This window comes from Serratia sp. root2 (assembly GCF_031931805.1).
GTDB classification, from domain to species: domain Bacteria; phylum Pseudomonadota; class Gammaproteobacteria; order Enterobacterales; family Enterobacteriaceae; genus Serratia; species Serratia inhibens.
On the sequence record NZ_JAUJXB010000001.1, the window covers coordinates 1,911,247 to 1,934,825 of the forward strand.

The window sequence follows — 23,579 nt, forward strand, 5'->3', positions numbered from 1 at the left end:
CTGGCTTTTTTATTCTCCCCACGCCTGCCGTTGCAGCACCACGCGGTAACCGTCCAGGTCTTCGAAGGTCTGCCCGCAGTTATCCCAATAAGGGTTGTAAGAAGGCACGTGCCGAAAGCCGGCGGCCAGCATACGTCGACATCCTGCAAGCCAGTCCCCCTCCTGCGGCAGATAAAACACCAGCAGGTGATCCTGCGTTGGCGCCAGCCCCACCCTTACGCCGCGATGGTGGGTAAACTCCAGGTGGTAGCCGTGCTGCGGATGCCCGACCATTACGCCGTCAAAACCCTGGTGATCGGCAAATTCACCCAACCGTTCGAACCCTAATCCCTGGCAATACATCGCAGCAATTTCCTGCAGACGATCGGTCGGGCGCGCAATACGCAGCACCGCGTTGGCTATCGGCATTATTTTCTCCGTATCATGATGAACTCATACAGCGCCATGCCCGCCAGCATCGCCGCCACGAACACCCCGCCTGGTAACGAGCCCGCCCCCGCGAGCACCCACGCCGGCCCGGGGCAGATACCCGCCATGCCCCAGCCAATGCCGAACAGCGCGCTACCCGCCAGTAAACGGCGATCCAGACGACGATTCGTGGGAATGAGCAACGTCTCGCCCAACAGCGTTCTCTGCCGACGCCGGGCCCACAAAAAAGCCGGCGCCGCTACCGCAATCGCTCCCACCATGACCAGCGCCAACGACGGATCCCAATGGCCGGTAATATCGAGAAAGGCCACCACTTTAGCCGGGTTGGCCATGCCTGCGATAATCAGACCCAAACCGAAAATGACCCCGCTCAGCAGCGCAAATAAAATCCTGAACATGGTTTTAGCCTCCCGCCAGATGACGAACAACCCAGACGGTGATAAATCCCAGCAACATAAATACCGCCGTGGCGACCAGTGAACGCGGTGCCAGCCTCGCCATGCCGCATACGCCGTGGCCGCTGGTGCATCCGCTCCCCAGCCGTGTCCCCAGACCGACCAGCAACCCGGCCGCCATCAACCACAGGCTACCGCCGCTGACCGTCATTTCCGGTAACGGGCCGGCAATACGATACAACCAGGGGGAAATCAGCAACCCGACAAGAAATGCGCCGCGCCACGCTTTTTCTGTACCGCCCGGCGTCAACAACCCGCCGGTGATACCGCTGATGCCGGCGATGCGGCCGTTAAACACCAGCAACAGCGCCACCGCAATGCCGATAATACCCCCGCCGGCCAGTGCGGAAAGCGGCGTGAAATGCAGCCAGTCGATGGTCATAGTATCGCTCCCGGTGCCGGACAATAAAGTTGATATAAGGTGCTGAGGACCGTCAGCGCTTTTTCATCGCTGACGGCATAGTAAATCTGCTTGCCCGCACGCCGTGTTGACACCAGTCCTTCCTGGCGCAATACGCCCAATTGCTGGGAAAGCGTCGGTTGACGGATCCCCAGCGTCTGCGCCAGTTCACCCACCGACATCTCATGCTGGCTGAGCTGGCACAACAACAGCAAGCGATCCTCGTTGCCCAGCGCCCGCAACAGCGCCCCGGCTTGCGCCGCGGCCTGCCGCATACTGTCGATATCCATAGAGCCCTCAAAACAATTCATAAAATTATATATTGTATTCTTATAGACTATAATCCGGCATCACACCATAGGCTGGTGTGAAATGTGCCGGCGTGGCATGCTGCATTACGCCGTTCCACCGCGCGGGGATACCGCTACAGATGCTGCTTTGCCATGACTTAATGCCAATCAACCGGTCGATTGTGCCGATCGCCAAAGATTATCAACACGGCGATTTCGAGCCCCTTCACCACCATAACTGTGCTCAACTGATCCACAGCCTTAGCGGCGTGGTGCAGGTAAACACTCGTCTGGGCAGTTGGGTGGTACCGCCTGGCCGCGGGGTCTGGTTGCCGGCACGGGTGGAGCATAGCCTGCGCATCACCGGTAAGGTGGCGGCCAGAGCGCTGTTTGTCGATCCGTTGGCACGTGCCGATCTGCCTGCGCAATGCGAGGTGGTGCAAATCTCACCGCTGTTGCGCGAGCTGATTATCTGCGCGATGGACATTAAGGTGGATTACCCGCCAGGCGGACGTGAAGAGCGGATAATGGAACTGATCCTTGACGAGCTGCGCGTCTTGCCTATTCTGCCGCTGCATTTGCCGGAGCCACGCGACGAAGCCCTGCTGACGCTGTGCCGGCATATTCAGCAATCGCTGGCGCAGCCCTGGGAGTTGGAGCAGGCAGCCGGTTATATCAGCGTCAGCGGCCGCACTTTGTCGCGCCGCTTTCAACGTGAAACCGGGCTGCGCTTTGGCGACTGGGTCCGCCGCGCCCGGCTGCTGGCGGCGCTGAATGCTCTGGCGGCCGGCCACTCGGTGCTGGAAGTGGCGCTGGACCTGGGCTATGACAGTCCCAGCGCCTTCAGCGCCATGTTCCGCCGCCTGCTGGGCGTCGCCCCGAGCGTTTATTTCGCCAGATAGCGCCCGGCGACGTTAAACAGCGCCTGCAGCGAGGCGCTGGCGGAATCGACATCGATTCCAACGCCATAAGCCGCCTCACCGTGTGCCAGAGTGCAGCGTATGTAAGCCACGGCGCGGCTGTGGCTCTGATGGCCCAGGGTATGTTCGTGATAATCCTCAATCGCCAACGTCAGGCCAAAACGCTGACGCAAAGCATCTACCGCGCTGGACAGCAAACCGTTCCCTACCCCCATCAGCCTCTGTTGTTGCTCTTCGAACAGTACCCGGGCGCCGAAACTGTAAGCCTCAACGCCATGGCTCTCGGTCTGATAACTCAGCAATTGCAGGCTCGGCTGTTCAACCAGCCCGTAAGTCGTGCGGAACAGCCGCCACAACTCGGCGGTGGTCATCTCTTTACCGCTGCCGTCAGTCGCCTGTTGCACCACCTTGCTGAAATCGATCTGCAGCCCGCGCGGCAACGACAGGCCGTGATTCTGTTCCAGCAGCCAGGCCGCGCCACTTTTGCCTGACTGGCTGTTAACCCGGATCACTGCCTCATAGCTGCAGCCGACATCACCCGGGTCGAGCGGTAAGTAAGGCACCTGCCACAAACCGTCCTGTCGCTGCTGTTGGGCAGCGAAACCTTTCTTGATGGCATCCTGGTGCGAACCGGAAAAGGCGGTGAAAACCAGTTCACCGGCGTAAGGATGGCGCGGATGCACCGGCAGCTGGTTGCACTGTTCAACCACCTCAACCACCTGTTTCAACTGGCTGAAATCCAGCCCCGGCGCAACGCCCTGGGTGTACAGATTGAGCGCCAGCGTCACCAAATCGACATTACCGGTACGCTCGCCGTTGCCGAACAGGCACCCTTCCACCCGATCGGCGCCGGCCAGCAACGCCAGTTCGGCGCAGGCCACCCCGGTACCGCGATCGTTATGCGGATGTACACTGATCGTCACCTGTTTGCGCTGGCTGAAGCGCCGGCAAAACCATTCGATCTGATCGGCATAAACGTTCGGCGTACTGACCTCCACCGTTGCTGGCAGGTTGATGATCATCGGCCGCCCCGGTCCAGGCTGCCAGACATCGGCCACCGCTTCGCAAATCTCCAGCGCGAACTCCAACTCGGTAAAGCAGAAGGTTTCCGGCGAGTACTCGAAGGTCCAGGCCGTTTCCGGCTGCAATTCGCACTGCTGACGGATGCGCAACGCGCCATTAACCGCCAAGGCTACCGTCGCCGCTTTGTCCTGTCTGAAGACAATCTCGCGGAACATGGGGGCGGTGGCATTGTACAAATGCACGATAGCGCGAGGGGCCCCGCGCAGCGATTCGAAGGTGCGATCGATCAGGTCGTCACGCGACTGAGTCAATACCTGAATGCTGACATCGTCCGGGATCAACTGTTCCTCAATCAGCGAGCGCACAAAATCAAAATCCGTTTGCGACGCCGAGGGGAACGCCACCTCAATCTCTTTAAACCCGCACTGCAGCAACAACTGGTAAAACTGGCGTTTACGAGCGTTATCCATCGGCTCTGCCAGCGCCTGGTTGCCGTCACGCAGATCGCTGGAGCACCAACGCGGCGCCTGCTCCAGGGTGCGGCCGGGCCATTGGCGATCCGGTAACGCCACCGGCGGGAACGGGCGATATTTGCTTGAAGGGTTGGTTAACATGGCGATCTCCTGGGATGGTCGTAAACAATGCCTTATTATTTCCCGCCACGTTATTCGTTGCTCCCGCTTAGCGGACAATCGTCGTCGCAAAACGGACAACAAAAAAATTTGCATCCTGCGCCAACGAGACAACAATTACTTCTGACGTATGTCATGACACTTTGGCGCTGCCAAAGCCCTTTCATTAACCTCACTGTGACTGGAGACGGACATGAGCCTGTATGCAACCCTGGAAGAAGCTATCGAAGCCGCGCGCGAGGAGTTTATTGAATCCGCCGAAGGCGGCAATGACGATGAAACGCCGGTACCGCAACAGTTCAATCTGCAAAAATACGTGATGTTGGACGGTGATATCATGTGGCAGGCCGAGTTCTTTGAGGAAGAAGGTGAATCGGTCGAGTGTTTCACACTACGCAGCGGCGCTGCCGCCCAGGCTATTTTTGACGGCGACTACGACGAAGTGGAAATCAGCGCGGAATGGATAGAGGAAAATACGCTGCACGAGTGGGAGGAAGGTGATTTCCAGCTTGATCCGCCGTTGGATACCGAAGAGGGCCAGGCTGCCGCCGACGAGTGGGACGAACGCTGAACAATGTCGGGCAGGTGCCGGCCGATATCCGCTCCTGCCCGAGTCCCATCATGTTCCCCCAGGAGGCTTAATGATCGTTCGCCAGGCATGTCGCGCCGATTATCCCGCGATCTTGCAGTTGCAGTCGAAAAATACCCCGGAAAACCTTAGCGAGAGCCAAAAACGGCAAGGTTTTATCGTCTCGCGCATGGATGAGGCTCAGTTAGAAAGCATTAACCGGCGTCTGGGCATTCTGGTGGCGGTGGAAGATCGCGCGCTAGTGGGCTTTGTCTGCCTGATGCCCACCGATATGCAGCCGCGCCCGCCGGTGGTGGATGCGATGCTGGATACGCTCAGCAATCAGTCATTCAACGGCCGGGCGCTCCGTGAGCAGAGGGTATTTTTGTATGGTCCGGTGTGCATTGATACCGCCTGGCGCGGCAAAGGGGTGCTTAAACAGTTGTTCTCTGCCGTCAAGGCATGCACCCGCGATGAGTTCGATGTCGGCGCGCTGTTTGTTGACGACAACAACCCGCATTCACTGACCGCCCACGAACAAGGGTTGAAGATGACGGTGCTGGCGCCCTTCCGCTGCGGCCGGCACGGATATCAGTTGCTGGTGTTCGCCACACGGGATCCGATTTATTCGTAAGGCCCGTGCTGCGCATCAAACGGCAACATAAAGGTATCCACCACCATCGATAACGGTACGTCGATCACCGTGATGTAGCGCCAGGGCGTATCACGCAGGTCCCATTGCACGCCCGGGTAATATTGATGACCATGCCCGGCGCCGGGCACCGTGCGGCTGATGATGCTGCCGCAGCCGGTTAACGCCATGACGCCTGCCGCCAGCAACGCCAAGCGGATTAAAGAAGAAAAGTTCACCAAATTGACTCTTGAACCTGGTTGTTTTGAAAATAAACAACGCCCCGCGCGGATGTTAGCACAGTTTCTCACCGGCAGTTTGTCAGCATTGCGTAAGCAAAAGACCAAAAAAACGGGGAACACGCAACGCGCATTCCCCGCTTGGGCTAACCGGTCAGCGACTAACGCCGTCCGACAGGATGAGCCAGTTCGTTATGCGGCAGTTGCTGATAGAATTCACGCCACGCTTTGCCTTCCGGCAGCAACCAGACGCGCTGATGCAGACGCGACAGCGCCACGGGATCGCTCAGCAGCTCCAGACGTTTACCCTTCACCAGTTTTTCCGGCCCCAGTTGCAGCGCTTCCGTCACCCGCTCTTCACGGTTACGCTCAATCGCCCCGCGCAGATGGTGACGCGCCGTCGCCAGCGCCGTTGCCAATGCGTTGAATGACGGGTTAACCACGGCGTGCATAAAGCCATTGGCCAGCGCGCGCTCACGGTTAAGCTGCAGATACTCTTCGGTCGCCAACAGTTCGCGCGGCGGTGAGTATTCTTCCGGGATCAGGAACAGTTTGGCGCGCTTGCTTTTCATGCCCAAGGTCGCGCGGCTCGACAGCGCCGACACGATAGGTGACAGGATCAGCGAGAAGACGATCGGCGACAACCACCACAGGAAACGCAGATCCAGCCAGGCCATACCGCCGGCCCAGACCAGGCCCAACAGCATCTGTGAACCGTGACGCTTAAAGGCTTCGCTCCATGGCGTGTCATCATCGTCACGCTGCGGAGAGTTCCATACCACTTCCCAGCCCAGGAAAGCGCTGACCACGAACACGGTATGGAACAGCATGCGCACCGGTGCCAGCAGCACAGAGAACAGCATTTCCATCAGCATCGACAGCAGCAAGCGCAAAGCACCACCGTATTCTTTGGCGCCTTTGGCCCAGATCAGCACTATGCTGAGCAGTTTAGGCAAGAACAGCAGTATCAGGGTGGTGGAGAACAGCGCTATCGCCAGCTCTGGACGCCACTGCGGCCATACCGGGAACAGCTGGCGCGGCTGCAGGAAGTACTGCGGCTCCATCAGGGTATGCACCACCTGCAACGCGGTCGACAGCGCCAGGAACATAAACCACAACGGTGCCGACAGATAAGACATTACGCCGGTAAGGAACACCGCACGGTGTACCGGGTGCATGCCTTTGACCAGGAACAGGCGGAAGTTCATCAGGTTACCGTGACACCAGCGACGGTCGCGTTTCAGCTCATCCAGCAGGTTCGGCGGCAATTCTTCATAGCTGCCCGGCAGGTCATAAGCAATCCACACGCCCCAACCGGCACGACGCATCAGCGCGGCTTCCACGAAGTCATGCGACATGATGGAACCGGCGAAAGAGCCTTCGCCCGGCAGCGGTGCCAGCGCACAGTGTTCGATAAACGGCTTCACGCGGATAATCGCGTTATGGCCCCAGTAGTGCGACTCGCCCAACTGCCAGAAATGCAGGCCGGCGGTGAACAGCGGCCCGTAGACCCGGGTGGCAAACTGCTGCACGCGAGCATACAACGTATCCATGCCCGAGGCTTTCGGCGCGGACTGGATGATACCGGCGTTCGGGTTGGCTTCCATCAAGCGTACCAGACCGGTGAGACACTCACCGCTCATCACGCTGTCGGCATCCAGAATCACCATGTAGCTATAGTCGCCCCCCCAACGACGGCAGAAGTCGTCGATATTGCCGCTTTTGCGTTTCACGCGGCGGCGGCGGCGGCGGTAGAAGATACGACCATGACCGTCTACATCGCGGCACAGTTCCATCCAGGCCTTCTGTTCCGCCATGCAGATATCCGGATCGTAGCTGTCGCTCAGCACGTAGATATCGAAATGCTCCAGCTGGCCGGTAGCGGCGACGGACTCATAAGTTGCACGCAGGCCGGCGAACACGCGTTCGACGTCTTCGTTACAGATCGGCATGATCAACGCAGTGCGATGCGCCGGGTTAATCGGCTCATCGCCTTTGATGGTGGAAGATATGCTGTATTTATCTTTGCCAATCAGCAGCTGCAGGAACCCCATCAGCGCGGTCCAGAAACCGGCAGATACCCAGCAGAAAAGAATGGCGAACAGGATCAGAATGCCGGTTTGCAACACATAAGGCAGCAGTTGCAACACCGATTGCATCAGATCCTGATCCAGCATGGCCAGCGGATCGATCAGCGCCCAGCCCTGATACGGCAAAATGGTTTTCATGTACCAGGTGGCGATGCCGGTTTGCACCAGCATCAGCACCAACAGTACATAGCGACGCATCGACCCGACCACGCGCCAGCGATTTTCCGCCTCGGCTTCCTCTTTGGAAGCGTGGCGATTGTGCGGCGAGCGCCCCAGCAAAGAATCCCAAAAGCGCGCCACCGGGTTGGTGCGCCAGGCCTCCGGGAACATGCTGGTACGTTTGATTGGCGGCATCGCCTTCAGCACGGTACGGCCTTCGGCATCGGTATCGAAATCGTCGTCGCTGACCGCATCCGGCCAAGCGCTTTCGATACGCGTTTTGACCGAGGCCAGCGCTACGTCATCCGCCGGCAGCGTATTAACGTTGGCATCGGCGGCGCCCATCTTGCGATGCAGCGCCTCCAGTGCCTGGCCGTCATCTGCCGTCGGCTGTGGTTTAAGCGCCTCTGACCGCTCAGCGGTCAGAGGCATTGCCGCAAGATAATCCTGGGCAGATTGAGTAAGCTTATTCATTGGCAGGTAGCTGATAGCTCCAGGTTTCCGACAGGGTCTTATCACCATTGACCAGCGCAGCGCGCATTTCTACCGGCTTCTTGTCGTCTTTCACTTTAAGACGCAGCGTCAGGCGCCAGCCTTTGGTCACTGGATTATAGCGGACATTGTTTTCGACCACTTCACCGTTATCGCCGATGCTCACCTGAGAGGCGACCGGCGTAGCGCCGTCCAGACCTTTCAATACCGGGCCAACGAAATCAACCAGGAACGCCACGCTGCCGTCAGGCTCGCGGATCAGGTTGGACTGCTTCACGTCACCGGTAGAACGCATCGTCTGGCTTACATAGGCGATATCCTGTGAATGCAGCTTGTCTTCATCACGGGTGAAGTGCAGACGGTAGTTCAGCGCCAGCGGGGTTTTGGCATCCGGCAATACGTCCGGGGTCCAGAAGGCAACGATGTTGTCGTTGGTTTCATCCGCAGTAGGGATTTCCACCAGCTCGACTTTGCCCTTGCCCCAGTCGCCACGCGGCTCGATCCAGGCGCTTGGGCGCAGATCGTAACGGTCGTCCAGATCTTCGTAATCCTTGAAGTTACGGCCGCGCTGCAACAGACCGAAACCTTTCGGGTTCTCGATCTGGTAGGTGCTGACGGACAGGTGCTTCGGATTATTCAGCGGACGCCAGATCCACTCGCCGTTGCCGGCATGGATCGACAAACCATTGGAATCATGCAGCGCCGGACGGTAGTTCAGCGTAGGCGATGGCTGGCTTGGCCCGAACAGATACATGCTGGTCAGCGGTGCCATGCCCAATTTGCCGACCTTGTCGCGCAGGAACACTTTGGACTCGACATCCACCGTGGTATCGCGGCCCGGATAGACCACAAAACGATAAGCCCCGGTAGCACGCGGTGAATCCAGCAGTGCGTAAATGACCAGATGCTTGTCGCCCTGCTTCGGACGCTCAACCCAGAATTCGCGGAAACGCGGGAATTCTTCACCGGACGGCAAGGCGGTATCAATTGCCAGGCCACGAGCGGAAAGCCCGTAAACCTGCCCTTTACCCACCACGCGGAAGTAGCTCGCGCCGAGCAGGCTCATAATTTCGTCGTTCTTATCCGCACTGTTGATCGGATAAATCACCTTGAAACCGGCAAAGCCGAGGTTTTTTACCGAATCCGGATCGTGCTTCACCGAACCAAAGTTGAAATACTCCGGACTGTACTTGATCTGTTTTACGCTGGTTGCAGTGACTTCATTGATTTTCACCGGCGTGTCGAAGTACATCCCCTGATGATAAAATTCAAGTTTGAATGGGGTTTTCAGCTTGTTCCAATAGGCTTTATCGTGATTGAACTGAATCTGCTGATAGTCCGCGAATTTCATTTCACGGAATTGAGAAGGAAGGTTGCTCTTCGGAGCCTCAAAGCCTTTTCCTGCCAGATCCTGTGCCTGTTTGGCCACATCGTCGATGGAAAAAGCCCATGCCTGCGAAGTAAACAGCGTGAACAATACGGTAGCACCTAACCAACGAACGCTCGCGGCGCGTGGTTTACTGGATAATATATTAACTAGCACATCCCCCCCTATTCGTGTGCTCAAATCATTTAAATCCATATTAATGGATTATTCAGCTTTCCGACAACATGATAAATGGATGGTTCATGTTTATGGCTCATTGTTTAAGCAGCTGATGAAACACCAGCGTAGCAAGCCGCGCAACAAGACGCTATGGAAAAATGTGAATCGGTATAGTAGGGTTTGGGATTGCGATTTAACCATTGCCGACTTATTAAGCGTGTTAATGACCACTCGACAAAATGACTAGCGGTAACCTATGACTAAAGGCAACAATCAACGAGAGTTTTTCCTCGATTCGATCCGAGCTTATTTGATGTTGCTCGGCGTTCCTTTCCACCTCTCCCTGATCTATTCCAGCCACGCCTGGGCGGTGAACAGCGCTACGCCCTCGTTTTCGCTGACGGTGCTGAACGACTTCATCCATGCCTTCCGCATGCAGGTGTTCTTCGTGATATCCGGCTACTTCTCCTTCATGCTTTACGAGCGTTACGAGCGCCACAAGTGGTTGAAGGTGAGGCTGGAGCGGGTGGCGATCCCCCTGCTGAGCTCGATACCCTTAATAACCGTACCGCAGTTTTTCATGCTGAAATACTTCACGGATAAATTAAACGGCTGGGGCGATTTTTCGATCTATCAGAAAATAAATGTAACAATTTGGGAACTGGTTTCTCACCTGTGGTTTTTATTAACTCTGTCATTGCTGACCGCGGCCTGTTTTTATCTGTTCAAAAAAATTAAGGCGTTAAAAAGTAACGTTGCTCCTGACCCGATAAATAAAATGACGGGATTAGGAAACATCTCACTGTTCTTTCTTCTATATGCGTTATGCTATTCGGCCGCGCACCGTATTATTTTAATTTTTGCGCCGTATTTACTCTCCAACGGCCTGTTCAATTTTGTGGTGATGGAGACGATGTTCTACCTGCCGTTCTTCATTCTCGGCGCTTACGCGTTTAAGTACGCGTGGCTGAAAGAGATTTTTCTTAAACCCTCTCCTCTGGCGGTGCTCGGTTCGCTGCTGTTGTTGGTTGCCTACATGCTGAATCAGAGGTTGCTGGCCCACAGCAGCTATATGTTTGAGCTGGAAGTCGTGATCAAAACCCTACTTGGCATCCTGATGACAAACGTAGTGTTTTCATTCGGGCACCGATTGCTGAATTATCATTCGCCACAAATCACTTATCTGGTCAATGCGTCGCTGTTTATATATCTGGTGCATCATCCACTGACCTTGATATATGGCGCTTTTGTGACGCCCTATATCAACAATAACCTGCTGGGTTTCCTGATTGGTCTGGTGTTCGTCTTCTCCTGCGCCTTTGCCTTATATGAGTTGCACAAGCGCGTCCCTCTGTTGCGCTTCCTGTTCTCCGGCAAACCACAGTAATACTGCTCCGGTAAAGCCTTTGGCTTGCCGGGGTCTCTTCTGTCACACCATAGTCCCCCACAAAGGTTATAGATTGATTTGTTTCCAGTATTGATTGCTGAGCACACATTGCTCAGCTCAATGGCGAAAGTTAGGGCAAAGTTATGCTGGAGCATATTGCCGCTAGTTGTTATAACTGCAATGCATAAGTGGAAATCCACATCCCTGCCTTACGGTAGCGATTGGGCTCAATGAACCCTGAGGGACGACGTTGTTGTTGGTACGACAATGTTGGCATCATCTCCCTTCCGTCACGACAGAGAGGATTTTTAATGACTGATAAAGACACTTCGGCTCAGGAAGCCGTACCAGAAAACGCCACCCTCCTGAAAATTCTTGGCCGTTTGCTGTCCGCACTGGATTCGTCGATCAGCGGCAAGGATCGCAGCATTCTGGTGACCGAACTTTCCAGCCTCAATCTGGACGGCATTTCAGAGTCGGAGCGAAAATTGGCCGCTGAACTGATCAAGCGAGCCTTGCAATCGCTCGATCATTAACGACACTGCGCCTACAAACCATTAAGCCTCCCGACGGGGGTTTAATGGTTTTTCTCCCTCAGTCGCCTTCCGATGATTATTGCCCAAGTAAATATTCAGTCTTCTGATAATCATAGATAAAAGCAGGAACTTATCTTCTTCCCCTCGCTTTATCTATCCGTCCCCACCAAATGGCAATAAATGCCAAAAATGTTTTCTCAATCAGCTTTAGCGTTTTACCCACTAAACACGTTATCATCACGGGGTATCTGCGCCCCTGCGCAACGCCTTTCCCCCAGCCTCAGGAGAACGTCATTTTGGATGCCAGCACGATCAACAGTTTATTCATCATCGGTGCCGTGTTGGTGGGGGCAAGCATTCTACTCAGTTCATTCTCTTCGCGCCTGGGCATTCCCATTTTGGTGATTTTCCTGGCAATCGGCATGCTGGCAGGGGTAGATGGCCCGGGCGGCATTGTTTTCAGCAATTATCCTGTAGCCTACCTGGTCAGTAACCTGGCGCTGGCGGTGATCCTGCTGGACGGAGGTATGCGCACCCGCGTCAGTTCCTTCCGCGTTGCGCTGTGGCCGGCACTCTCACTTGCCACCTTCGGCGTGGTGATCACTGCGGGGCTTACCGGTCTGGCGGCTGCCTGGTTATTTGACCTTGATCTGCTTCAGGGCATGCTGATTGGCGCCATTATCGGTTCTACCGATGCCGCAGCCGTGTTTTCATTGCTGGGCGGTAAAGGGCTTAACGAGCGGGTTAGCGCTACACTGGAAATTGAATCCGGCAGCAACGATCCGATGGCGGTATTCCTCACCATCACTTTGATTGCGATGATCGCCGCCGGCGAAACAGCGCTGAGCTGGATGTTCCCTCTTCATTTGTTGCAGCAGTTTGGCATGGGGATCGTCTTTGGCCTTGGCGGTGGCTGGCTACTGTTGTGGTTGATCAACCACATTAAATTGGCCGAAGGCCTGTACCCGCTGCTGGCCGTGAGCGGCGGCATTTTGATTTTTGCCCTGACCACCGCACTGGACGGCAGCGGTATTCTGGCGGTATATCTGTGCGGCCTGACCCTGGGTAATCGGCCAATCCGCAACCGCCACGGTATAGTCCAGACCTTTGACGGGCTGGCCTGGCTGAGCCAGATCGGCATGTTCCTGGTACTGGGGCTGCTGCTCAATCCGCACGAGTTGCTGCCTATTGCCATCCCTGCCCTGCTGCTGTCATTGTGGATGATCTTGTTCGCCCGGCCGCTTTCGGTATTTATCGGGTTGTTGCCGTTTCGCAGTTTTACCCTGCGCGAACGCAGTTTTATCTCGTGGGTCGGCCTGCGCGGCGCTGTACCGGTCATTCTGGCCGTCTTCCCGATGATGGCAGGATTGCCGAACGCGCAGTTGTTCTTCAATGTGGCTTTCTTTGTGGTATTGGTCTCGCTGCTGCTGCAAGGCACCACGCTCTCTTTCGCCGCCAGAAAGGCCAAAGTCATAGTGCCGCCGGCACTGGCCCCCATCTCGCGGGTCGGGCTGGACGTGCATCCGGAAAACCAATGGGAGCAGTTTGTTTACCAACTCTCGTCGGAAAACTGGTGCGTGGGTGCCGCGCTGCGTGAGCTGAAAATGCCGCCCGGTACACGTATTGCCGCGCTGTTCCGCGGCAAGGAACTGCTGCATCCAAGCGGCAGTACGAGGCTGCGTGAAGATGACATCCTGTGCGTAATCGGCCATGAACACGATCTGCCGGTGTTGGGCAAATTGTTCAGCCAGGCGCCGGTGGTCACACTGGACGAACGCTTCTTCGGTGACTTTATCCTGCAATCAGACGCACGCCTGAGCGATATCTCTCAGGTATACGGGCTTAACCTGCAGGAAGGCGTGGACGAACAGCAAACGCTCGGCCAGTTCGTCCTTCAGTTGATCGGCGGTGCCCCCGTGGTGGGCGATCAGGTGGAATGGGACGGTTTGACCTGGACTATTGCCGAAATGGACGGTAATTCGATTAGCAAGATTGGCGTAAAAATCGTTACTGACTGATCCTCCCGCAGCACCCGCCCGCTGCACTGTAACGCGTGCTGCGGGCCCCCACAATAATGACGGAACTTATAGGCCCGGAAAGGTTCTTAAACTCTGAAATTATCAAAATCGGGGCTTTCAGCCTCGTCGTTTTAACCTTTACTCTGGGAACACCACACCGCGGTGATGGGTATCGATTTGAACAGCAAAACTCGATTTTTATCTGTCATGGTGCTGCTGGCGCTGGTGGTCACCGCACTGGATCTGGGCATCGCCGATTTGGTCCATAGCTTCTTAATTGGATAACGTTAACGTGACACAGCAGCATCAAGAAAAAGATATTCTGGGAAAAATACTGGTTACCGTATCTGCACTTTGCCTGGTTGTCGTGGCGGGGTTGTTGGTTTGGTGGTTTGTGCTGGATTAATCGTTTGGCTGACGTAGGTAACGCGGAAACACAACAACAACCATTTTGTTACAATGCTTCGACATCTCTTTCTTGTCACAGGGCGTATGCTTAACGGACATGGAAATAAAAATTATACCCTCATACTACTTAAGTGTTAGCCCGCCTGAAACGGGCTTTTTTTTGCCCGCCGCACCCCATTCCAGACACAAAAAAACCGCCGCAGCGGTTTTTTCGTCAGCAATGGCGATCAGATTTTGCACCCTTCGCAATCCGCTTCGTCCTCAAGGATCTCAGGCACTTCTTTCGCTTTCTGCGCCGCTTTTTCTTCCGCTTTCGCTAATTCGGCATCGATATCAAAATCGAAAATATCATCACTCATTGCAAACTCCTCACGCTTAACTGGCTTCGAAGAGTGAGTATAATCGACAACCGCACAAGCGAAAACCCTTCAGTTAAGCACCGCCACCTGCGGCTGTTCGCCCTGCGGCTTCTTTGAATACGCCAGATCGTAGACATCATAGAAATCGATCTCGCCTTTATTGGCGATGATTTCCTGCATACGCGTTTTCAGCGTCGCGCCGATCGATGGCTCATCCAGCAGCGCTTTCACCGACTGCGGCGACAGCGCTCGGGTGAAATACCACTCGCCGTTATAACATACGCGCAGATCCAACACGCCGATATCCTCAAAACGATACACCGGTTTGATTTCAATCAGCAGCATTGCAAACATGAACAAGACGAAGACGGTAAAAGCAACAAATGAGAAAAAACCCATGTAAGGAACTTGGTACATCACGGCAACCACGGCGAAATAGCCGGCGAACATGGCAAGACACAAATAGAGGTGATCGCGTGCAAATTCGCTGTTAAAACGCAGTTTGCCGTCGCGTCCTTCCTGCCGGTTGATCCGCTCGATTTCTTTTACCAAGATGCTTTTAATCGCGTCCATACTTACAACCTTATGCTTGGGAGCATTACGCTAGCAATAATCTTTCCTCAAACTATCACAAGTACAGTTTGCCCAGGTAGATCAGTTCTTCAATTTAAAAACGTCAACTGTTATACCTGCGACGTCTAACGCTGCAGGGAGTTTTTACCTTGTGCGAACATGAACATGCGCTGAGCAATATCGTCAGCCTGTTTGATTTTTTGCTTCTGAGGCTCATTACAGCGCTGAATAGCGCGTGCATAGGCAATCTCATGCGCCTGGTCGATCATCGCAATAATCTTGTCGCGTTCCTGTTTATCCAGGTTACCGAGCAGGGTGGTGATTATCGCCTGATAGGCGTTGGAGGCAGCTGTCAGCGACTTCTCTCTGGCTTCGAGTACTGCTACGCGCTGCAATAATTCCTGCAGTTGATCGGACTCGGACATATCGACCTCCTGTTGCCGGGCAGCGAACCTGCCTGATTACAGTCTAGCAAAGATCGATAACAACATAGGCAGGAGAACCGGTTACGGTAAAGCACACCCGAAAACCCAACGAGGAGCCGATAGTGCAAATCAACCCGGGTGCGCTTTACGATAACCGCTGTTAAAGGAGGAAGCTGGCGCGCTATGCAGGACTCGAACCCGCGTCTATCAATTTTGTAGCCAATACAAGCCATTAAAAAACCAATCACTCTGCCAACTGAGTTAATAGCGCATTCCTTCGCTTCGGGGCGTCATTATCCATACCAATGCTATGGGATCAAGCGATCGCCTGATTTTACAGATAAATCTGACCCACTCAGCAACCCAGTTCAATGATTGGATAATGCCCGCTCATCAACGGTTTGCACAGGATCTTGTAGCCATCACTGTCAAAATGGCTCGCGGTTCGCTGTAGAGAATCGGCCTGTTGCAACGTGCCGACGCTCCCCAAATAGAACCAATTATGAATCACATGATACTGGCGCAAAGACGCCCCCTGCTCTTCCAGAGCCACTCGCCCGGCATAAGGCCATGTGGTGATCCGCATCTGTTGCAGCGCCGCCGCCAACCGTTGCTCATGTTGCAGCTCCGATTCGACACCGCAACAGGCACCAGCACATTTTCGCAGGCTATAACGGAAACAGGCGCGCCCGACGGGCAGTTTATCAATACCCAACTTACCGTAGCACAGACGCTGCTCATCAGCGATGACCCGTAACTTTTCCAGCGCGGCAGTTCGGTTGGCAAACAGCCCATGCAGATTGGGCGTGGCGGCAAAATCGATGTTTTTGGCATGTACAATGCCCACTCGGCCGCGATCCAGATGCAATGAACAGAGTTGCTTCGAACGTCGCAGGCGCTTGTTGAACAGCGGCTGTTGCTGTTTGATCAACTGTGCCTCCAGCAGTAAAGCCCCTACTTCACCGGCCGTTTCATGAAAGCTGATGCGCTGAGTTTGCCGCAGCAGGCGAGCTTCATCCTGCGTGCGAAAATGCGCCATCACCCGGCTGCGGATATTAACGCTTTTGCCGATATACAGCGGCATGCTGTCGCTCAGGCCATGAAACAGGTACACGCCCGGTGACTTGGGCAACAGCTCAAGGCTGGTGCGCAGATGTTCCGGATATTGATAAATGTCGAGCTCCGGCTCGAGTCGGTTTGGCATCATAGTGACGAATCGCGATCTTTGTTAATCGACATAACTGGTTTTTTATACAGCAAAACGCTTACAGGCTCAAATTGCACGCATGATAAATTTTCTTTGATGATGTTTATGAGAATAATATTTATTATCGGCACTGCGGCGAAAATACGTCACGTGTTTATCGCCAGTTAAAGCTGAGGGTGCCACCATGGCACCTCTTGGAATCACGGCTTTACCGCTGTTAGGGAAAACGAAGGCAAACCACCATGAAACTCACTTCACGCCGCTTGGCGTTTGTCGCGGCCGGCGCTTTGCTTGCCGTGTTGCTCATCGCTTTGACGAGCTATCTGCAGCGCCCCCCGCAGACACACTATGTCACCGCGCCGGTTCGTCTGGGCGATATAGAAAATGCCGTACTGGCAACCGGTAAAATGGACGCGATTGAACGAGTCAACGTCGGCGCGCAGGTTTCAGGCCAGGTCAAATCCCTGAAGGTCAAACTGGGCGACCGCGTCACCCAGGGCCAGCCGATTGCCGACATCGATGATCTGCCGCAGCGCAACGATCTGCGTAACGCCGAAGCGGCGCTGAACGTCGCCAAGGCAGATTTGCAGGCCAAACAGGCGCTGCTGAAGCAGGCCGAATCCCGCTTTAAACGCCAAAAACGCATGCTGAACGATGAAGCCAGTTCACTCGAAGATTTTGAGGCCGCCGAAGCCACGCTTACCACCACCCGTGCCGAACTGATTGCCCTGAATGCGCGTATCGTGCAGGCGCAGATTGAAGTGGATAAGAAAAAGGTCGATCTGAGTTATACCCGCATTCTGGCACCGATGGATGGCATCGTGATTGCGGTAATTACCCAGCAAGGCCAGACGGTCAACGCCAACCAGAGCGCGCCCACCATCGTCAAACTGGCTCGGTTGGAGCTGATGACCATCAAAGCGCAGATCTCCGAGGCCGACATTACCCGCGTTTCCCAAGGGCAAAAAGCCTATTTCACTATTTTCTCCGAGCCGGAAAAGCGTTATGACGCCACGCTGCGCACCGTCGAACTGGCGCCGGAATCGGTGATGAAAGACGACTCGCTCTCCGGCAGCAGTTCTGCCTCCGGCTCCGGCACCTCCAATGCTTCGGTGTATTACAACGCGCTACTGGACGTGCCCAACCCGGATAACCGGCTGCGCATCGCCATGACCGCGCAGGTTTCACTGCTGCTGGGCGAAGCGAAAAACACGCTGCTGGTCCCCATTCAGGCAGTGCGTAAAACCGGAGATAAAAAACAGCAGGTGCAAGTGCTGACCGGTAATGAACGGTTGGAAATGCGCGAGGTAAAGACCGGTATTACCAACAACGTCGATATACAGATCCTTTCCGGGCTCAAGGCCGGTGAAACCGTCGTGCTGATGCAAGAAAGCGCCAATCCGGGCGGGGATGGCATCTTATTGTGAACAATATCATTGAACTGAAAGGCATAAGCCGTACCTATACCAACAGCACCCAACCGCTGACGGTGCTCAAGGACATCAACCTGACGATCGCCGCCGGGGAACTGGTCGCCATCATAGGTGCATCCGGCTCCGGCAAATCAACGCTGATGAATATCATGGGTTGCCTGGACGTGCCGGATCGGGGCGATTATTACATCGGCGGCCAGAACGCCGCACACCTTTCACCGGACGAACTGGCCAGGCTGCGCCGCGAACACATAGGTTTTATTTTCCAACGCTATCATCTGATGCCGGATATCAGCGCGCTGGGCAATGTCGAGATACCGGCGATTTACGCCAACAGCAAGCGCGATCAACGCCGCCTGCGAGCGGCGCAATTGCTGGCGCGGCTGGGCCTGGAAGGCCGTGAGAACCATAAGCCCGGCCAGCTCTCCGGCGGCCAGCAACAGCGTGTCAGCATCGCCCGTTCCTTGATCAACGGCGGCGAAATTATTCTGGCGGATGAACCGACCGGCGCACTGGACTCCAAATCCGGCCAAGAAGTGTTGGGGATCCTGAGCGAACTGAACCAACGCGGCCATACCGTGGTGATCGTCACCCACGATATGAAGGTAGCCCAACACGCACAGCGCATTATTGAACTGCAGGACGGCGAGGTTATCGCAGACAGCGGCCGCAAATCTCCCGCCCCGCCGATGGTCCAATCAAACACCATCCGCGCAAGGCAGGGCTACTGGCAAAGTTTGCTCGATCGCACCCGCGAATCCTTGCAAATGGCGCTGAAATCGATGAATGCCCACCGTTTGCGCACCGCATTGACCATGACCGGCATCGTTTTCGGCATTGCAGCGGTGGTGACGGTGGTCGCTCTGGGCGAGGGAGCCAAACAGCGCACGCTGGCCAGCATCAAAGATCTTGGCACCAATGTCGTCAGCATTTACCCCGGTCGCGATTTCTTCGACGACGCCATCGACAGCATACGCACGCTGGTACCGGCAGACGCCGATGCGCTGGCCAGCCAGAGCTTTGTCGACAGTGTCAGCCCCGAAGTCAGCGCCTCGGACTCCATTCGTTTTCGCAGCAAATCGGCGACAGCCTCAATCACCGGCGTCGGGCGCGACTATTTCCGGGTCAACGGCCTTACTTTATTGCAGGGCACCACCTTCCGTGACGACCGTAATGCGCTGCAGGAAGTGATCATTGACGAGAATGCACGCAACTCGCTGTTCGGGGATTTCGGCATAGAACCGCTGGGCCAAATCGTGTTTCTCGGCGCGGTGCCGGCCCGGGTGGTCGGCGTAGTCAAAAGCAACCAGGATTCCGCACCGAACCGCATCAGCGTGTGGATGCCCTATACCACGGTGATGTACCGCATGGTGGGCAAGCCGACGCTAAGCAGTATCGGCGTGAGATTGAAGGATAACGTCGATAACGAAGCCGCCGTCGGTGCCATCAGCCAATTGTTGACCCAACGCCATGGCGTTAAAGACTTTATGTTGTTCAACCGCGACAAGTTTCGCAAATCGATCGAGCATGCTTCGATGACCTTGAGCCTGTTGATCCTGATGGTGGCTTCGATCTCCCTGATCATCGGCAGCCTCGGCGTGATGAACATCATGCTGGTTTCGGTCACCGAGCGAACGCATGAGATTGGTGTACGCATGGCGGTAGGCGCCAGGCGTAGCGACATCATGCAACAATTTATGATTGAAGCCGTACTGGTCTGCCTGATCGGCGGCGCATTGGGCATTGCGTTGTCGTTCGCCGCCGGTTCGTTGTTTACCGCGCTGGCGGGCGGCATGCTCACCGCCATCTATTCCTGGCAGGCCGCCGTCGTGGCCTTTTGCTGCTCCACCCTGATCGGCATGATCTTCGGTTATCTCCCAGCCCGTAAAGCGGCGCGGATGGATCCGGTCAATTCACTGGCCAGCGAGTAACTTATGAAAATTTTGACACCAATGGCGTTATGCCTCGCAGCCCTGCTCAGCACTGGTTGCGGCAACGCATTGAAAAGCGATTATCAAACACCACAGGTGAACTACCCGGAACACTGGCAGGAAAGCGCCGATGCCGCAGGCCCGGTCCCCTTTGACTGGCGCGACTTCCGCGATCCTCAGCTTGACCGCTGGTTACAGCAGGTCACGGCCGGCAATAATGATTTGGCCGCCGCCGCGCTACGCGTTTACCAGGCCCAGCTAGAGGCTCAACGGGCCGGTATCGTCACCGCTCCGGGCGTGACCGCAACGCTTAATAGCGCCGCCAACACTTCGCTTTCTCACTCCTCTCCCTGGAACAAAAGCAGTGGCGCCAGTTTAGGCGCCAGCTATGAAGTCGATCTGTGGGGTAAGCTGGCGCGTCAGCGTGACGCCGCCGAATGGAGCCGACAAGCCACGCAGCAAGATCTGCAAAGCGCGCGCTTGGTGTTGCTCGCCAATGCCAGCAAGAATTATTGGCGGTTAGGTTTTATCAATCAGCGAATCAGCGTCAGCCAGCAGAGCATCTCCTACGCTCAGGAGACTCTGCGGTTGGTTAATGCCCGTTACCTTGCAGGCAGCGTCTCATCACTGGACGTGGTGGATGCCGAACAAAACCTGGTTAGTCAGGAGAGCGGCCATCTGGCGCTGCTGCACGAACGTCAGCAGGCGTTGAACGAACAAACGCTGCTGCTGGGCGCGCCGCCAGGTAATGCCGTGGTTATCCCCTCACGCCTGCCGATGGGCCGGCTGCCGCAGATCAATGCCGGCATTCCGGTCAATGTGCTGCGACATCGCCCGGATATCAACGCCAAAGAGTTGCGGTTGCACGAGGCGTTAGCCAACGTTGACGTGAAGCGCACCCAGTATTATCCGGCCTTCAGCCTGACCGGTTCATTGGGTGCCAGCAGCACCGCGCTGCTGGAGTTTCTGCGTAATCCGGTGGCATCGGTGGGCGCGGGTTTGTCGCTGCCTTTTCTCGAGTGGCGGCAGATGAACGTTGACATCAAAATCGCCCGCAACGATTACGAATTGCGAGTGTTGGAATTCAAACAAGCGCTATATAAAGCCATGGCCGACGTAGACAATGCTTTATCGTTACGCGCCCAGTTGATGGCGCAGGAACAACGTTTGCAGGCGGCGTTGGCGCTGGCACGTAAATCTGAACGATTGAATGAAATTCGCTATCGCCAAGGCGCCGTATCTATTACCTTCTGGTTGGATGCACAGAATCGCCGCCGGCTGGCGGAGCTGGCGCTGGATGAAAACCGCTTTGAGCAGTACCAGAATCTGGCGCAAATCTACCTGGAGTTTGGCGGTTCATCCCAATAACTCAACGGCCTGGCACCTACGCCAGGCCTTGATCCACAGCAACAAAACGCATTAATTTTACCCGTATCCTTTCCGGTTCCTCCTATACTTTAGCCATCCCGTCTTCCGACAAAAAAACATCAACATGCTCAAATATCAACCTGTTTTGGCGCTATTTTGGTGAAAATGTATAAGATAAACTGCTAAATTTGATCGTCAGCAGATATAACGTTAAGCTATAGATGCAAAATAATTAGTCACCTAAATGACATATTCTCGCTAAAAACGGGCACATTATGTGATTCGCATCACACAAAAATGGCAGCATGGAACCTCTTTAAATGGAGCTCCGATTAGCCACACTGATAACTGGGCAGAAGAAAGTGAACAAGGATTGCGAATTCACGTACGACTAAAATTGATTAAGGGATGATTATATGAAGTTAAGAAAAAAACGACATAAGCCGATGCATATTAATGACATCACCATCATCGACGACAGCAAACTGAAGAAAGCGATTACCGCGGCTGCATTAGGCAACGCGATGGAATGGTTCGACTTCGGTGTCTACGGCTTCGTAGCCTACGCCCTTGGGCAAGTGTTTTTCCCTGGCGCCACCCCCGGCGTACAGATGATTGCCGCACTGGCAACGTTCTCCGTTCCCTTCCTGGTACGTCCGTTAGGCGGTCTGTTCTTTGGTGCCATGGGTGATAAATTCGGCCGCCAGAAAGTCCTTTCCATCACCATTATCATCATGGCGGTGAGCACTTTCTGTATCGGCCTGATCCCTTCATATGCCTCGATCGGCATCTGGGCGCCGGTGCTGCTGCTGCTGGCCAAACTGGCGCAGGGCTTCTCGGTGGGTGGCGAATACTCGGGCGCGGCGATCTTCGTCGCAGAATACTCACCTGACAGAAAACGCGGCTTTATGGGCAGTTGGCTTGATTTCGGCTCTATTGCCGGCTTCGTGCTCGGCGCAGGCGTAGTGGTGCTGATTTCCAGCATCGTAGGGGAAAGCAACTTCCTCGACTGGGGCTGGCGTATTCCGTTCTTTATCGCTGCACCGCTGGGCCTGATCGGCCTGTATCTACGCCATGCGCTGGAAGAAACCCCGGCGTTCCAGCAGCATGTGGAGAAGATGGAGAAAGAAGATCGCGATGCCATCGGAAACCCGCCGAAGACCTCGTTTAAAGAGATCGCGGCCAAGCATTGGCGAAGCCTGCTGGTATGCGTCGGTATCGTGATTTCCACCAACGTAACCTACTACATGCTGCTGACCTACATGCCGAGCTACCTGTCGCATAACCTGCACTACTCGGAAGATCACGGCGTACTGATCATCATCGCCATCATGATCGGCATGCTGTTTGTGCAGCCGGTGATCGGCCTGGCCAGCGACCGCATTGGCCGCAAGCCATTTATCATTGGCGGCAGCATCGGGCTGCTGTTGCTGTCGATACCCTGCTTTATCCTGATCAACAGCAACGTGATTGGCCTGATCTTTGTCGGCCTGCTGGTATTGGCGGTGCTGCTGAATTCCTTCACCGGTGTGATGGCCTCTACCCTGCCGGCGATGTTCCCGACGCATATTCGTTACAGCGCACTGGCGATTTCGTTCAACATCTCGGTTCTGGTCGCCGGCGCTACGCCGACGGTGGCTGCCTGGTTGGTCGAGTCGACCGGTAACCTGTATATGCCGGCGTACTATCTGATGGTGGTGGCGGTGATTGGCCTGATCACCGGCCTGTATATGAAGGAAACCGCCAACAAACCGCTGCGCGGTGCCACCCCGGCCGCCTCGGATCGTACGGAAGCCAAAGAACTGCTGCAGGAAACTTACGACAACATCGAACAGAAGGTTGAGGATATCAACGAGCAGATTGCCGAGCTGGAGAGGAAAAAGCAGACGCTTGTCGACCAGCATCCGAAACTGGACTAAAGCCCTCCCTCGGGGTTGATGCCACTCGGTCAGGTACTACATGATCGATTGAACGATCCCATTGATCGGTAAAAATCCGTAATCTCACTGAAGATTACGGATTTTTTTATGCCCATGACGCTGTCAAAGCAAACCTGGACA

General features: G+C 55.3%; 23 protein-coding genes and 1 tRNA gene. 11 read left to right on the forward strand and 13 right to left on the reverse strand.

Annotated features, from left to right (window positions below; all coding sequences use genetic code 11):
* Window positions 1-9: 9 nt before the first annotated feature.
* The 4 genes from QZQ97_RS08745 to QZQ97_RS08760 are packed head-to-tail and all read right to left on the reverse strand — an operon-like array spanning window position 10 to window position 1,574.
* Window positions 10-408 (reverse strand): VOC family protein, encoded by a 399-nt coding sequence (locus QZQ97_RS08745; RefSeq protein WP_311993121.1) that lies wholly within the window; start codon window positions 406-408, stop codon window positions 10-12.
* Complete coding sequence (locus tag QZQ97_RS08750; RefSeq protein WP_311993122.1) at window positions 408-827, reverse strand: YeeE/YedE family protein; 420 nt, start codon at window positions 825-827, stop codon at window positions 408-410. The genes QZQ97_RS08745 and QZQ97_RS08750 overlap by 1 nt, the downstream gene beginning before the upstream one ends.
* Before the next feature lie 4 nt (window positions 828-831).
* On the reverse strand, window positions 832-1,266 hold the full coding sequence (locus QZQ97_RS08755; protein WP_311993123.1) for a YeeE/YedE family protein: 435 nt from the start codon (window positions 1,264-1,266) through the stop codon (window positions 832-834).
* Window positions 1,263-1,574 (reverse strand): ArsR/SmtB family transcription factor, encoded by a 312-nt coding sequence (locus QZQ97_RS08760; RefSeq protein ID WP_311993124.1) that lies wholly within the window; start codon window positions 1,572-1,574, stop codon window positions 1,263-1,265. Before QZQ97_RS08760 ends, QZQ97_RS08755 begins: the two co-directional genes overlap by 4 nt.
* 140 nt (window positions 1,575-1,714) lie before the next feature.
* Here QZQ97_RS08760 and QZQ97_RS08765 point away from each other — a divergent pair, with 140 nt between their 5' ends.
* Window positions 1,715-2,476, forward strand: coding sequence for an AraC family transcriptional regulator (locus QZQ97_RS08765; protein WP_311993899.1), 762 nt, complete (start codon window positions 1,715-1,717; stop codon window positions 2,474-2,476).
* Here the strand turns inward: QZQ97_RS08765 and leuA are convergent.
* Window positions 2,461-4,131, reverse strand: a complete 1,671-nt coding sequence (gene leuA, locus QZQ97_RS08770) for a 2-isopropylmalate synthase (RefSeq protein ID WP_311993125.1) — start codon at window positions 4,129-4,131, stop codon at window positions 2,461-2,463. The two genes, QZQ97_RS08765 and leuA, sit on opposite strands and share 16 nt — an antisense overlap.
* Window positions 4,132-4,342: 211 nt before the next feature.
* Between leuA and QZQ97_RS08775 the strand changes: the two genes are divergently transcribed.
* Complete coding sequence (locus QZQ97_RS08775; RefSeq protein ID WP_311993126.1) at window positions 4,343-4,720, forward strand: MysB family protein; 378 nt, start codon at window positions 4,343-4,345, stop codon at window positions 4,718-4,720.
* A 70-nt stretch (window positions 4,721-4,790) separates the two neighbouring features.
* Window positions 4,791-5,351, forward strand: coding sequence for a GNAT family N-acetyltransferase (locus tag QZQ97_RS08780; RefSeq protein ID WP_311993127.1), 561 nt, complete (start codon window positions 4,791-4,793; stop codon window positions 5,349-5,351).
* Here QZQ97_RS08780 and QZQ97_RS08785 read toward each other — a convergent pair.
* From QZQ97_RS08785 to mdoG, 3 genes are all read right to left on the reverse strand, one after another.
* The gene (locus QZQ97_RS08785; protein ID WP_042437287.1) at window positions 5,342-5,539 is read right to left on the reverse strand and encodes a YceK/YidQ family lipoprotein; all 198 of its coding nucleotides are present in this window, start codon (window positions 5,537-5,539) and stop codon (window positions 5,342-5,344) included. The two genes, QZQ97_RS08780 and QZQ97_RS08785, sit on opposite strands and share 10 nt — an antisense overlap.
* Window positions 5,540-5,748: 209 nt before the next feature.
* Complete coding sequence (gene mdoH / locus QZQ97_RS08790) at window positions 5,749-8,310, reverse strand: glucans biosynthesis glucosyltransferase MdoH (RefSeq protein ID WP_311993128.1); 2,562 nt, start codon at window positions 8,308-8,310, stop codon at window positions 5,749-5,751.
* Window positions 8,303-9,871 carry a glucans biosynthesis protein MdoG gene (gene mdoG, locus QZQ97_RS08795; RefSeq protein WP_193378402.1) on the reverse strand — a complete coding sequence of 523 codons (1,569 nt, stop codon included), beginning with the start codon at window positions 9,869-9,871 and terminating at the stop codon, window positions 8,303-8,305. The genes mdoH and mdoG overlap by 8 nt, the downstream gene beginning before the upstream one ends.
* 259 nt (window positions 9,872-10,130) lie before the next feature.
* On the opposite strand from mdoG, the gene mdoC reads away from it, so the two are divergent.
* From mdoC to QZQ97_RS08815, 4 genes are all read left to right on the forward strand, one after another.
* Complete coding sequence (mdoC, locus tag QZQ97_RS08800) at window positions 10,131-11,261, forward strand: glucans biosynthesis protein MdoC (RefSeq protein ID WP_311993129.1); 1,131 nt, start codon at window positions 10,131-10,133, stop codon at window positions 11,259-11,261.
* 311 nt (window positions 11,262-11,572) lie between these two features.
* Window positions 11,573-11,797 carry a hypothetical protein gene (locus tag QZQ97_RS08805; protein ID WP_006322571.1) on the forward strand — a complete coding sequence of 75 codons (225 nt, stop codon included), beginning with the start codon at window positions 11,573-11,575 and terminating at the stop codon, window positions 11,795-11,797.
* A gap of 296 nt (window positions 11,798-12,093) precedes the next feature.
* Window positions 12,094-13,815 carry a potassium/proton antiporter gene (locus tag QZQ97_RS08810; RefSeq protein ID WP_311993130.1) on the forward strand — a complete coding sequence of 574 codons (1,722 nt, stop codon included), beginning with the start codon at window positions 12,094-12,096 and terminating at the stop codon, window positions 13,813-13,815.
* A gap of 162 nt (window positions 13,816-13,977) precedes the next feature.
* Window positions 13,978-14,100 (forward strand): hypothetical protein, encoded by a 123-nt coding sequence (locus QZQ97_RS08815; protein WP_311993937.1) that lies wholly within the window; start codon window positions 13,978-13,980, stop codon window positions 14,098-14,100.
* A 350-nt stretch (window positions 14,101-14,450) separates the two neighbouring features.
* On the opposite strand, the gene QZQ97_RS08820 is transcribed toward QZQ97_RS08815, so the two are convergent.
* The 5 genes from QZQ97_RS08820 to cho form a co-directional block, all read right to left on the reverse strand.
* Window positions 14,451-14,582: a hypothetical protein gene (locus QZQ97_RS08820; RefSeq protein WP_004942970.1), complete on the reverse strand. Its 132-nt coding sequence runs from the start codon at window positions 14,580-14,582 to the stop codon at window positions 14,451-14,453.
* Window positions 14,583-14,651: 69 nt separating this feature from the next.
* Complete coding sequence (locus QZQ97_RS08825) at window positions 14,652-15,155, reverse strand: YlaC family protein (protein ID WP_311993131.1); 504 nt, start codon at window positions 15,153-15,155, stop codon at window positions 14,652-14,654.
* Between the two features lie 125 nt (window positions 15,156-15,280).
* Entirely contained in the window at window positions 15,281-15,580 is a 300-nt protein-coding gene (locus tag QZQ97_RS08830) for a hypothetical protein (RefSeq protein WP_311993132.1), read from the reverse strand.
* A gap of 174 nt (window positions 15,581-15,754) precedes the next feature.
* A tRNA-OTHER gene (locus QZQ97_RS08835) sits at window positions 15,755-15,851 on the reverse strand.
* Between the two features lie 84 nt (window positions 15,852-15,935).
* On the reverse strand, window positions 15,936-16,787 hold the full coding sequence (gene cho / locus QZQ97_RS08840) for an excinuclease Cho (protein ID WP_311993133.1): 852 nt from the start codon (window positions 16,785-16,787) through the stop codon (window positions 15,936-15,938).
* Window positions 16,788-17,029: 242 nt separating this feature from the next.
* On the opposite strand from cho, the gene QZQ97_RS08845 reads away from it, so the two are divergent.
* The 4 genes from QZQ97_RS08845 (at window position 17,030) to proP (ending at window position 23,438) form a co-directional block, all read left to right on the forward strand.
* Window positions 17,030-18,214 carry an efflux RND transporter periplasmic adaptor subunit gene (locus tag QZQ97_RS08845; RefSeq protein WP_311993134.1) on the forward strand — a complete coding sequence of 395 codons (1,185 nt, stop codon included), beginning with the start codon at window positions 17,030-17,032 and terminating at the stop codon, window positions 18,212-18,214.
* Window positions 18,211-20,151 carry a MacB family efflux pump subunit gene (locus QZQ97_RS08850; RefSeq protein ID WP_311993135.1) on the forward strand — a complete coding sequence of 647 codons (1,941 nt, stop codon included), beginning with the start codon at window positions 18,211-18,213 and terminating at the stop codon, window positions 20,149-20,151. Before QZQ97_RS08845 ends, QZQ97_RS08850 begins: the two co-directional genes overlap by 4 nt.
* 3 nt (window positions 20,152-20,154) lie before the next feature.
* Entirely contained in the window at window positions 20,155-21,519 is a 1,365-nt protein-coding gene (locus QZQ97_RS08855; protein ID WP_311993136.1) for a TolC family protein, read from the forward strand.
* A gap of 416 nt (window positions 21,520-21,935) precedes the next feature.
* On the forward strand, window positions 21,936-23,438 hold the full coding sequence (gene proP, locus QZQ97_RS08860) for a glycine betaine/L-proline transporter ProP (RefSeq protein ID WP_004942953.1): 1,503 nt from the start codon (window positions 21,936-21,938) through the stop codon (window positions 23,436-23,438).
* Window positions 23,439-23,579: the final 141 nt, after the last annotated feature.

Bases quoted from the DNA above. Each gene is read 5' to 3' on its own strand.
- QZQ97_RS08745 (WP_311993121.1), bottom strand. From the start codon at position 408: ATGCCGATAGCCAACGCGGTGCTGCGTATTGCGCGCCCGACCGATCGT.
- QZQ97_RS08750 (WP_311993122.1), bottom strand. From the start codon at position 827: ATGTTCAGGATTTTATTTGCGCTGCTGAGCGGGGTCATTTTCGGTTTG.
- QZQ97_RS08755 (WP_311993123.1), bottom strand. From the start codon at position 1,266: ATGACCATCGACTGGCTGCATTTCACGCCGCTTTCCGCACTGGCCGGC.
- QZQ97_RS08760 (WP_311993124.1), bottom strand. From the start codon at position 1,574: ATGGATATCGACAGTATGCGGCAGGCCGCGGCGCAAGCCGGGGCGCTG.
- QZQ97_RS08765 (WP_311993899.1), top strand. From the start codon at position 1,715: ATGCTGCTTTGCCATGACTTAATGCCAATCAACCGGTCGATTGTGCCG.
- leuA (WP_311993125.1), bottom strand. From the start codon at position 4,131: ATGTTAACCAACCCTTCAAGCAAATATCGCCCGTTCCCGCCGGTGGCG.
- QZQ97_RS08775 (WP_311993126.1), top strand. From the start codon at position 4,343: ATGAGCCTGTATGCAACCCTGGAAGAAGCTATCGAAGCCGCGCGCGAG.
- QZQ97_RS08780 (WP_311993127.1), top strand. From the start codon at position 4,791: ATGATCGTTCGCCAGGCATGTCGCGCCGATTATCCCGCGATCTTGCAG.
- QZQ97_RS08785 (WP_042437287.1), bottom strand. From the start codon at position 5,539: ATGGCGTTAACCGGCTGCGGCAGCATCATCAGCCGCACGGTGCCCGGC.
- mdoH (WP_311993128.1), bottom strand. From the start codon at position 8,310: ATGAATAAGCTTACTCAATCTGCCCAGGATTATCTTGCGGCAATGCCT.
- mdoC (WP_311993129.1), top strand. From the start codon at position 10,131: ATGACTAAAGGCAACAATCAACGAGAGTTTTTCCTCGATTCGATCCGA.
- QZQ97_RS08805 (WP_006322571.1), top strand. From the start codon at position 11,573: ATGACTGATAAAGACACTTCGGCTCAGGAAGCCGTACCAGAAAACGCC.
- QZQ97_RS08820 (WP_004942970.1), bottom strand. From the start codon at position 14,582: ATGAGTGATGATATTTTCGATTTTGATATCGATGCCGAATTAGCGAAA.
- QZQ97_RS08825 (WP_311993131.1), bottom strand. From the start codon at position 15,155: ATGGACGCGATTAAAAGCATCTTGGTAAAAGAAATCGAGCGGATCAAC.
- QZQ97_RS08830 (WP_311993132.1), bottom strand. From the start codon at position 15,580: ATGTCCGAGTCCGATCAACTGCAGGAATTATTGCAGCGCGTAGCAGTA.
- cho (WP_311993133.1), bottom strand. From the start codon at position 16,787: ATGATGCCAAACCGACTCGAGCCGGAGCTCGACATTTATCAATATCCG.
- QZQ97_RS08845 (WP_311993134.1), top strand. From the start codon at position 17,030: ATGAAACTCACTTCACGCCGCTTGGCGTTTGTCGCGGCCGGCGCTTTG.
- QZQ97_RS08855 (WP_311993136.1), top strand. From the start codon at position 20,155: ATGAAAATTTTGACACCAATGGCGTTATGCCTCGCAGCCCTGCTCAGC.
- proP (WP_004942953.1), top strand. From the start codon at position 21,936: ATGAAGTTAAGAAAAAAACGACATAAGCCGATGCATATTAATGACATC.